The organism is Arthrobacter sp. PsM3 (genome assembly GCF_030433895.1).
Classification (GTDB): Bacteria; Actinomycetota; Actinomycetes; order Actinomycetales; family Micrococcaceae; genus Arthrobacter.
In genome coordinates this window covers 24,243-33,609 of record NZ_JARUXE010000043.1, presented here as the reverse complement: position 1 = coordinate 33,609, position 9,367 = coordinate 24,243, and the positions used below count along the sequence as shown (strand labels likewise).

Sequence of the window (9,367 nt, the reverse complement as noted above, 5' to 3'; positions counted from 1 at the left end):
CCCGCTCCGCCAACCCCAGTCCCGCTCCGCCAACCCCAGTCCCGCTCCGCCAACCTTAGTTAGGACATGACCATGCCAGTCGTACTGGAACACCTGGGCAAGCGCTTCGGCGACGGCGCCCCGGTGCTGGACGACGTCAACGCCAGCATCGGGCAGGGCGAGTTCGTCGCCCTGCTCGGTGCCTCCGGCTGCGGCAAGTCCACCCTGCTGAACATCATGGCGGGACTGGAGGCCCCGACGTCGGGCGCCCTCGAGGTGCCGAGCGACGGCGCCGCCTTCATGTTCCAGGATGCGGCCCTGTTCCCCTGGCTGAACGCCCGGGAGAACATCGAGCTGGCTCTGAAGCTCCGTGGGGTCGGCAAGGCCGAGCGCCGGGTGAAGGCCAAGGAGCTGCTGGACCTCGTGCACCTGGGCGGCGCGGGGGACAAGCGCCCGCACGAGCTCTCCGGCGGGATGCGCCAGCGCGTGGCTCTGGCCCGCTCACTCGCCCAGGACCGGCAGCTGCTGCTGATGGACGAGCCTTTCGCCGCCCTCGACGCAATCACCCGAGACCTGCTGCACGACGAGCTGGAGCGGATCTGGAAGGAAACCGGTCGGACCATCGTTTTTGTCACGCACAACGTCCGGGAAGCCGTGCGGCTGGGCCAGCGCGTGCTGCTGCTCTCCTCCCGGCCCGGCCGCGTGGTGCGGGAATGGCACGTCAGCGAAGAGCACCGCACCGATGCCGGACTGGCCGGCCAGCTCACCGGCGAAATCACCGCCCGGCTACGCGAGGAGATCCGCCGCCATGCCAAGTAAACAAACCTCGCTTGTTGAGCCCGGCGAGACCCGGCATATCACCGCGGCCCTGACCCGGTCCTCCACCGGTTCGGCCGACCTCCGCGAGCTCGAGGCCGGGCTGGACTCGCTGCAGTCCGACGCCGTGCGCAAGGCCCGGATCGACTGGAGCCGGATCCTGCTGCCGGTCGGCGCCATCGCGGTCCTCATCATCTTCTGGCAGCTGTATGTGTCGATGGGCTTCAAACGGCAGGACCTGGTGCCCGGGCCGCTGGACGTCGTGGCGCAGTTCGGCCATCTCTGGGCCGAGGGCAAGCTGCAGGAAGCGGTCTGGACCTCGCTGCAGCGCGGGCTCGTGGGGTTCCTGATCAGCGTGGCCATCGCCACCCCGATCGGACTGGTGCTGGCCCAGGTCGCCCCGCTGCGCCGCGCCTTCGGGCCGCTCATCTCCGGGCTTCAGGTGCTCCCGTCCGTGGCGTGGGTACCCGCAGCCATCATCTGGTTCGGCCTCACCGACGCCACCGTGTACTTCGTGGTGTTCATGGGCGCCATCCCCTCGATCATCAACGGGCTGATCTCCGGCGTGGACCAGATCCCGCCGCAGTACCGCAGCGTCGGGAAAGTCCTGGGCGCCTCCCGGGTCCAGCTCGCGCTCCAGATCATCCTCCCGGCCGCTCTGCCCGGGTACCTGAGTGGCCTCAAACAGGGCTGGGCCTTCTCCTGGCGCTCGCTGATGGCCGCGGAAATCATCGCCGTCGGCGGCACCATCGGCTTCGGCCTCGGCTCCATGCTCAACCAGGGCCGCGACCTGTCCGACATGACCATCGTGATGTCCGCGATCCTGCTGATCCTCGCCGTCGGCATCCTGATCGAACTGCTGGTGTTCGGCCCGATCGAAAAGCGACTCCTCCGCCGTCGTGGCCTCCTGGCCGGCAGCACCCGCTAAGTCCCCACCCAAGCAACGCGGGGTCAGTTACGGCCCATAAACCCCGGGTTTATGGGCCGTAACTGACCCCGCGTTGTTGTTCGCGTTGTTGTTGCCTGACGGGGCGTGCCCGACGACTGCCGCCGTCGGGGCCGGCGTCTGGCAGACTGACGGCATGACCGTGAGCTTCGTCTGCCGCACCGAATCCGTCCTCCCACGGGAGCAGTTGTTCGACCGGGCGCGCAGCATCGACGCGCATGTGGAGACGATGGCGGCCTCGGGCGAGCGTGCCGTTGCCGGGGTCACCCAGGGACTCATCAGCGTCGGCGAGGAAGTGACCTGGCGGGCGCGGCACTTCGGCGTACCCCTGACCATGACCAGCCGCGTGACAAGCCTCGACTACCCGACGTCGTTCGTGGATGAACAAGCGAAGGGCCCTTTCAAAGCATTCCGCCACGTCCACGAGTTCGCGGCCACCGGCGCTGGGGCGGTTATGACGGACCGGATTGAATTCTCGGCACCCTTTGGACCGCTGGGCTGGCTTGTTGAGCGGGTCATCCTGCGCCGCTATCTGGAACGCCTCATTGCTGGGCGCGGGATCCTCCTCGCGACGCCTTGTCCGGACCCCGGGACGGGCCTACACTCGCGGCTATAGGCCGGTTTGCGGCCGACTCTGCCCAATTCTGAGGAGACAGCCGTGGCGCCAAAATACGGAGTGCTGGCACTGGTCGAAGCCAAGCCGGGGAAGGAGCAGGATGTCTGGGACTTCCTCAACGGCGGCCGCGACATCGTTCTGACTGAGCCCGGCACCCGGACCTGGTACGCCTTCCGCGTCAGCGAGAACACGTTCGGCATCTTTGACACCTTTGACACCGAGGAGGGCCGGCAGGCCCACCTCGACGGAGCCATCCCCGCGGCTCTCGGCCAGCACGGCCCGGCGATGCTGGCCAAGGACCCCGACATTAAACTCATCGAGCTCATTGCGGTGAAGTAGGCCCAGGAGCCGGGCCGCTGCTTGCTGCTTGCGCGTCACCGTCGGGCCGCCTGCGGCGCCGCGCCTTCGGGCCGCCTGCGGAGCGGGGGCAGTTTGGCGCGGACACGCCGCTGTTTGAGCTCGAAGTGGCTGCTGCGGCCGTGAAAGTGCCCCCGGACCGCCCGCAACTTGCCCCGCAGTCTGGCCACGGGCACCGCACAGCCGCAGACCACCCGCCAGACCACCCGGCAGCCCGCCACAACTATGTGACGCGGCGTTACCCTGCGTGAACGGGTGTTTCCGCACCGTTGTTTCACCGTATGATGCCGCCCTATCGTCGATGCATGGCAATTCAGGACATTTACCCCACGGCGCTCCGCCTCCTTGGCCGCCCCGTGCTGGTCGTCGGCGGCGGCCCGGTCGCCGCACGCCGCGCCAAGGGACTGCTCGACGCCGGGGCCCAGGTCACCGTCGTCGCGCCCCTCGCCTGCCCGGCCCTGAACGACCTTGCCGACGCCGGCCTCCTCACCTGGGAGCCGCGCACCTACCGCCCGGCCGACGTCGACGGCGTCTGGTTCGTCCAGACCGCCACCGGCAGCCCCGCCGTTGACGCGCAGGTGGCCGCCGACGCCGAGGCGCAGCGCATCTGGTGCGTCAACGCCTCCGACCACGAGGCCTCCGCCGCGTGGACGCCCGCCGTCGCCGTCGTCGACGACGTCAAGATTGCCGTGAACGCCGGGGGAGACCCGCGCCGCGCCATGGCCCTGCGCGATGCCGTCGCCACCGCCCTGGAAACCGGGGACCTGCCGCTGCGCCGGCACCGTGTTTCCGGCGCAGGTGCAACCACAACCGCCGGTTCCGTGGCGCTCGTCGGCGGCGGACCCGGCGACACCGGCCTCATCACGGTCCGCGGCCGGCGGCTGCTGGGCCAGGCCGACGTCGTCGTCGCCGACCGCCTCGGCCCGCGCGAACTCCTCAGCGAACTGGCCCCCGACGTCCGCGTGATCGAGGTCGGCAAGACCCCCGGCCACCACCCCGTCCCGCAGGCCGAGATCAACCGCATCCTCCTCGACGAGGCCCTGCAGGGACACCGGGTGGTCCGGCTCAAGGGCGGCGACCCGTACGTCCTGGGCCGCGGCGGCGAGGAAGCCGAATTCTGCCGCCAGCACGGCGTCGAGGTTGAAGTGGTTTCAGGAGTCACCTCGGCCATCTCGGTCCCGGCCGCCGCCGGCATCCCGGTCACGCACCGCGGGCTGGCCAAGGGCTTCAGCGTGGTCACCGGCCACGAGGAACTCTCCGAAGTCCCGGCCCGGGCCGACCACACCGTGATCCTGCTCATGGGGGTGGGCCAGTTGCGCGACTCCGCGGCTGCCCTGGGACGCGCCGGTTTGCCAGCGGGGACGCCGGTTGGCATCGTAGAGAATGGTTATTTGCCGAACCAGCGGGTGACCATCGGAACGCTCGGGACCATCGCGGACCAGGCGGAGGCCGCAGGCGTCGCGAACCCCGCCGTGATCGTGATCGGTGACGTGGTCCGCGTCAGCCCGTTCGCGCCGTCGCACTTCAAGACCGCGGACTACAGCACCACCTCCCCGAACGCACCGCGCACCGCCCGTACCGCCCAGACCCGCGTACTGACCAAGTAGCCCGAAGACCCGTGACAGAAAAAGGAACACAGCCGTGTCAACAAACACCCCTGTAGGAACTGCCGCCCGCCCGCTGCGCATCGCCGTCGTCGGCTCCGGACCCGCCGGGGTGTACGCCGCGGACATCCTGACCAAGAGCGAGGCAGTCAAGAGCGGCGAGCTCACGGTGAGCATCGACCTCTTCGACCGCTACCCGGCGCCCTACGGACTCATCCGCTACGGCGTCGCCCCGGACCACCCGCGGATCAAGGGCATCGTCAACGCCCTGCACAAGGTCCTGGACCGCGGCGACATCCGCTTCTTCGGCAACGTTGACTACGGCACGGATCTCTCCCTCGAGGACCTCCGCACCCACTACGACGCCGTCATCTTCGCCACCGGCGCCATCAAGGACGCGGACCTGAACATCCCCGGCATCGAACTCGGCGGCTCCTACGGCGGCGCCGACTTCGTCTCCTGGTACGACGGCCACCCGGACGTCTCCCGCGAATGGCCCCTGGACGCCCGGGAAGTCGCCGTGATCGGCAATGGCAATGTGGCCCTGGACGTCGCCCGGATGCTCTCCAAGCACGCCGATGACCTCCTCGTCTCGGAAATCCCGGACAACGTCTACGCCGGCCTCAAGGACTCTCCGGTCACGGACGTGCACGTCTTCGGCCGCCGCGGCCCCGCCCAGGTCAAGTTCACCCCGCTGGAGCTGCGCGAACTGTCCCACTCCAAGGACGTCGACATCATCCTCTACGCCGAGGACTTCGAGTTCGACGCCGAATCCGACCGCCAGATCCAGAGCAACAACCAGACCAAGACCATGGTGGGCACCCTCACCAACTGGATCGCCGAGCAGCCCGAGGACCTCTCCGAGCTCACGGCCTCCCGCCGGCTGCACCTGCACTTCCTGCACAGCCCGGTGGAGGTCTACGACGACGCCGCGACCCCCGGCCGCGTCGCCGGCATCAAGTTCGAGCGCACCGAGCTGGACGGCACGGGCAACGCCCGCGGCACCGGCGAGTTCGTCGACTACCCGGTCCAGGCCGTGTACCGCGCCATCGGCTACTTCGGTTCCTCGCTGCCCGAGGTCGAGTTCGACCACAGCAGGGGAGTGGTGCCGAACGACGGCGGCCGCGTCCTGGACGCCGCCGGCACCCACGTGCCGGGCATCTACGCCACCGGCTGGATCAAGCGCGGACCCGTCGGGCTGATCGGCCACACCAAGGGCGACGCCCTGGAAACCGTGACCTACCTGCTGGAGGACCGCGAAAACCTGCCGCTCGCCGCGGCACCCGCCCAGGAGACGATCGTCGAACTGCTGGAAAACCGCGGGGTGCAGTACACGAGCTGGGAAGGCTGGCTGGCGCTGGACGCGCACGAGCGGTCCCTCGGCGAGAAGGCAAGCGCCGACGCCGGTGCGGACGGCATCCGGCGCGAGCGCATCAAGGTGGTCCCGCGCGAGGCCATGGTTCAGATTTCCCGCGACGGAGTAGCCGCGGAGGTCTGACCCCCGCACCCACCGCACCCACCAGCAACGCGGGGTCACTTCGCGCCCATTCCGGAAGGGATTATGGGCCGTAAGTGACCCCGCGTTGTTTGGGGGCGGGAGGGTAAAACGGGGCTTTAGTCAGTAGGCTTACCGTCATGGATGAGCATCAGATGCCAGGGACCCGCCGATGAGGCTCCGTCGCAGCAACGCGTCCGGCCGGGGCTACCGCCGGGTCGCGGCCGGGACCGGCTTCAGCTATAAGGACCTGGACGGCTCCAACCTGGCGCCCGGGCCGGTGCGCAAGCGGCTGGAAAGCATCGGCATCCCGCCGGCCTGGACGGACGTCTGGATCGCGCCGTACGACAACGGGCACATCCAGGCCACCGGGCTCGACGCGGTCGGCCGGCGCCAGTACATCTACCATCCGAGCTGGCGGGAGCGGAAGGACCGGCTCAAGTTCGACCGCTCGCTCCAGCTGGCGGAAACCCTGCCGGCCGCGCGCCGGCGGGTCACCATGGACCTGCGCTCCGAGGGCCTCACCCGCGACCGGGTGCTGGCCGCCGCCTTCAGGATGCTGGACAGCGGCTCGCTGCGGGTCGGCTCCGAGCGCTACACCAACGAAAACGGCAGCCACGGCCTCGCCACCCTGCTCTGCGCCCACGTGCGGGTCCGAAACGACGAGATCCGGCTCAGCTTCCCGGCCAAGAGCGGCAAGACCTGGGAGTCAAGGATCGACGACGCCGACCTCGCCGCCGTCGTGCGCCAGCTCAAGCGCCGCGGCGGCAACGCCCGCCTGCTGGCGTACAAGGAGGGCCGGAGCTGGCACCCGGTGTCCAGCCAGGACATCAACCAGTACGTCAAGGAGCGAACCGGCCAGGACTTCACCGCCAAAGACTTCCGCACGCTGCGCGGGACGGTCGCCGCCGCCGCGAGCCTGGCGCGGAGCGGCCCGCAGCCCAAGGTTTCAGCCCGCAAACGCGCGGTGAGCCGCGCCATGGTGGACGCGTCCGCGGTCCTGGGGAACACGCCGTCGATCGCCCGGAAGAGCTATGTGGATCCGCGGGTCCTGGACCACTTCGCCGCGGGGGAAACCATTGACCCGAAGCGGCCGGACTCGGCCGAGTCCGAGGTCCGGTCCCTGCTGTACCAGGAAGGCGACGTGGTCCCGCTGCGCTGAGCGGGGGCGGCCGGGCCCCTCGGGGCGCCGCCGTCGTCCGTGCGGCGCGCCGCCGTCGCCTGCGCCGCGCCGTCCGCCGCCAGGGCGCGGCTCAGAACACGGCATTGACGAACCCGATGACGATCGCGGTCCACCAGCAGGCCTGCGAGATGACCAGGCACACGAGCAGATGCGTCCGCTGCCCGACGGTCAGGCCTTTGAACGAGGCATCGTCGGGCAGGCGGGCCAGCCGCCGCATGAGCGGGATCAGCATGATGCCGTTCAGGCTCAGGACCAGGACGGCGGCCAGCTTGACGTCCGTCATCGGGTTGGTCAGGTGCGGGTTCAGGAACACGCCGGTGGCGAGCATGCCGGTGAGGCCGCCCCAGATCAGGGGTGTGGCCGCCCCGTCGAGGCGGATGGTCTCGGACAGTTTGCGCCTGCCGATAAGCCATAGGAAGCCGTGCCAGTCCAGCAGGATGATGGCGCCAAAGGCCACCACCATGCACAGGACGTGAACCACGACGGCCAGGTTGTGGGCATAGCTGTCGACGTGGACCGCGGTGGACAACGTGACGGAAAGCAGCCACGCCACGGCGGCCGCTGCAGACAGCACGAAGACGAGGCGCCGGGTGGATCGCTCGGATTCACGGTGCCGCCGGAGGGTGCGTCTGCTGACGGGAACGTAACTCATGGCTCACCTCGGAGAACCGGACCTGCTGAGGGGCGTGAACGGAGCCTAGCTCAAACGATATCCCCAAAGCCCGGCCGGGAACAGGGACGGCGTCCGGCGGCGTCCCCGGGGGCCGCGGCCGGCGCTAAAGCCAGCGCTGCAGCCGGCGCTACATCCGTCCGAAGCGTGCCCGGAGCAGTGCGAACGCCCCGTAGGCGATGAAGCCCGCGCCGATCGCCGCGAGCAGGGCCGGACCGAACGGATGGTCCTGCAGGGCCTTGAGGCTGCCGTCGAGTCCCGTGGACGAGCCGGGGTCGTTGGTGGCTGCGGCGATGACAAACAGCAGCCCGGTCAGGATCAGCGCCGCACCCTTGGCGATGTGTCCGGCGACGCCGAGGCCGCTGACCAGCCGGCCCCGGTGGGTCCCCTCAAAATGGGCCAGCTCCTCCTTGAACTTCTTCCCCGCGCCCTTGACGATGAAGTACACGCCGATCCCGACGACCGTCACGCCCAGTCCGATCAGCGCCGGAACCCCGAACGGGCTGCGCACGACGGCGGTGCTGAAGTCCCGCGTCGAGTCGCCGGAATCGCCCGGGTTGCCGAGGGCGAAGCCGGCGAAGCTCAGTCCCACGCTGCCGTAGGCGATGCTGAGGAAGCCGGAGGACACGAGCTTGGCGAGCCGCTGCCGCCGCGGGAGGTGCCTGGCCCGCAGGGTGGCCTCGCTCAGCTGCCACAGGGAGAGCCCGGCGCACGCGATAAAACCGGCCCACATAACCGCCGGGCCCCACGGGTTGGCCGCGAGCTGTTCGATCGCCCCGGTGGGCTCGGCCTGTCCCGGGGCCCCCAGTGCCAGTGCCACGGCAATCGCGCCGATCACGATGTGCAGCAGCGCCATCACGGCAAAACCGGACCGGGCGACGACGTCGAGCGCCGCGCTGTTCGACGCCGCCTCGGTCGCGTCGGCTGCGTGGCCGGCAGCCTCGCTGAGGGTCCCGCCGCTGGTCGCCCCGGCAGCGGGGGAGCGGCCGTCTGCCCCGGATGATTCCATGCCGCCGAGTCTACGCAGGGGAGTGCACCGCTGGACTATCAACTTTTTCATAAGTGTGCTTACCATAACCGAGTCGCGGTCCTTCGAGGGTGGCGGCAGTTCCGGATTCGAACACAGACGATAGGAAGCTCTTCATGGCAGGTAATCTTGTTGCCCGATCCATCCACGACCTGACGGCGGGCGCCTGGTTCGGCGGCTCGCTGATGGGCGCCATCGGGCTGAACGGCGCGACGGCGGAGGCCAAGGACCCGGCCGAACGCACCCGGCTGTCCAGCCTGGGCTGGAAGAAGTGGGCCCCGGTCCAGACGGCGGCCTTCGGCGCGCACTTCCTCTCCGGCCTCGCGATCATGTGGGAGAACAAGGGGCGGATGGCCAAGCAGGACGGCGTCATGCGCCTCAGCGTCATCAAGTCCATCGTGACCCTGGCCGGTGCGGGTGTCAGCCTGTACGCCGGGCTCCAGGGCGCCAAGGTGGACAAGCTGGCCGGCGAGGGCGCCAAGGGTGCCACCGAGCCCAAGCCCGGCGCGTCCGAGGAACTCCGCTCCGCACAGCAGCAGCTGAAGATCCTGCAGTGGGCCATCCCCGTCCTCTCCGGCACGGTGATTGTCCTCGGTGCCAAGCACGGCGAAATGCAGCGTCCCAAGAACGTGTTCGCGGGTCTCGCGCGCTAACTGCGGCCCCAGCAACGAAGG

The 9,367-nt window shown here is 69.4% G+C and carries 10 protein-coding genes; 8 read left to right on the top strand and 2 right to left on the bottom strand.

Annotated features, from left to right (window positions below):
• Window positions 1–72: 72 nt before the first annotated feature.
• From QCD75_RS18440 to QCD75_RS18410, 7 genes are all read left to right on the top strand, one after another.
• On the top strand, window positions 73–798 hold the full coding sequence (locus tag QCD75_RS18440) for an ABC transporter ATP-binding protein (RefSeq protein ID WP_301230876.1): 726 nt from the start codon (window positions 73–75) through the stop codon (window positions 796–798).
• The gene (locus QCD75_RS18435) at window positions 788–1,723 is read left to right on the top strand and encodes an ABC transporter permease (RefSeq protein WP_301230875.1); all 936 of its coding nucleotides are present in this window, start codon (window positions 788–790) and stop codon (window positions 1,721–1,723) included. The genes QCD75_RS18440 and QCD75_RS18435 overlap by 11 nt, the downstream gene beginning before the upstream one ends.
• A gap of 154 nt (window positions 1,724–1,877) precedes the next feature.
• Window positions 1,878–2,357, top strand: coding sequence for an SRPBCC family protein (locus QCD75_RS18430; protein WP_301230874.1), 480 nt, complete (start codon window positions 1,878–1,880; stop codon window positions 2,355–2,357).
• 42 nt (window positions 2,358–2,399) lie between these two features.
• On the top strand, window positions 2,400–2,696 hold the full coding sequence (locus QCD75_RS18425; protein ID WP_301230872.1) for a putative quinol monooxygenase: 297 nt from the start codon (window positions 2,400–2,402) through the stop codon (window positions 2,694–2,696).
• Between the two features lie 323 nt (window positions 2,697–3,019).
• Window positions 3,020–4,321 (top strand): uroporphyrinogen-III C-methyltransferase, encoded by a 1,302-nt coding sequence (gene cobA, locus QCD75_RS18420; RefSeq protein ID WP_301230871.1) that lies wholly within the window; start codon window positions 3,020–3,022, stop codon window positions 4,319–4,321.
• Between the two features lie 34 nt (window positions 4,322–4,355).
• Complete coding sequence (locus QCD75_RS18415) at window positions 4,356–5,816, top strand: FAD-dependent oxidoreductase (protein WP_301230869.1); 1,461 nt, start codon at window positions 4,356–4,358, stop codon at window positions 5,814–5,816.
• Between the two features lie 169 nt (window positions 5,817–5,985).
• Complete coding sequence (locus tag QCD75_RS18410) at window positions 5,986–6,975, top strand: DNA topoisomerase IB (RefSeq protein WP_301230868.1); 990 nt, start codon at window positions 5,986–5,988, stop codon at window positions 6,973–6,975.
• 91 nt (window positions 6,976–7,066) lie between these two features.
• Here the strand turns inward: QCD75_RS18410 and QCD75_RS18405 are convergent, their stop codons facing one another.
• Together QCD75_RS18405 and QCD75_RS18400 are read right to left on the bottom strand one after the other, a co-directional pair.
• Window positions 7,067–7,648 (bottom strand): hypothetical protein, encoded by a 582-nt coding sequence (locus QCD75_RS18405; RefSeq protein ID WP_301230867.1) that lies wholly within the window; start codon window positions 7,646–7,648, stop codon window positions 7,067–7,069.
• 148 nt (window positions 7,649–7,796) lie between these two features.
• A complete protein-coding gene (locus QCD75_RS18400) occupies window positions 7,797–8,675 on the bottom strand; it encodes a DUF1206 domain-containing protein (protein ID WP_301230866.1) in 879 nt (292 codons plus the stop codon).
• Window positions 8,676–8,809: 134 nt separating this feature from the next.
• On the opposite strand from QCD75_RS18400, the gene QCD75_RS18395 reads away from it, so the two are divergent.
• Complete coding sequence (locus QCD75_RS18395) at window positions 8,810–9,346, top strand: hypothetical protein (protein WP_301230865.1); 537 nt, start codon at window positions 8,810–8,812, stop codon at window positions 9,344–9,346.
• Window positions 9,347–9,367 lie beyond the last annotated feature (21 nt).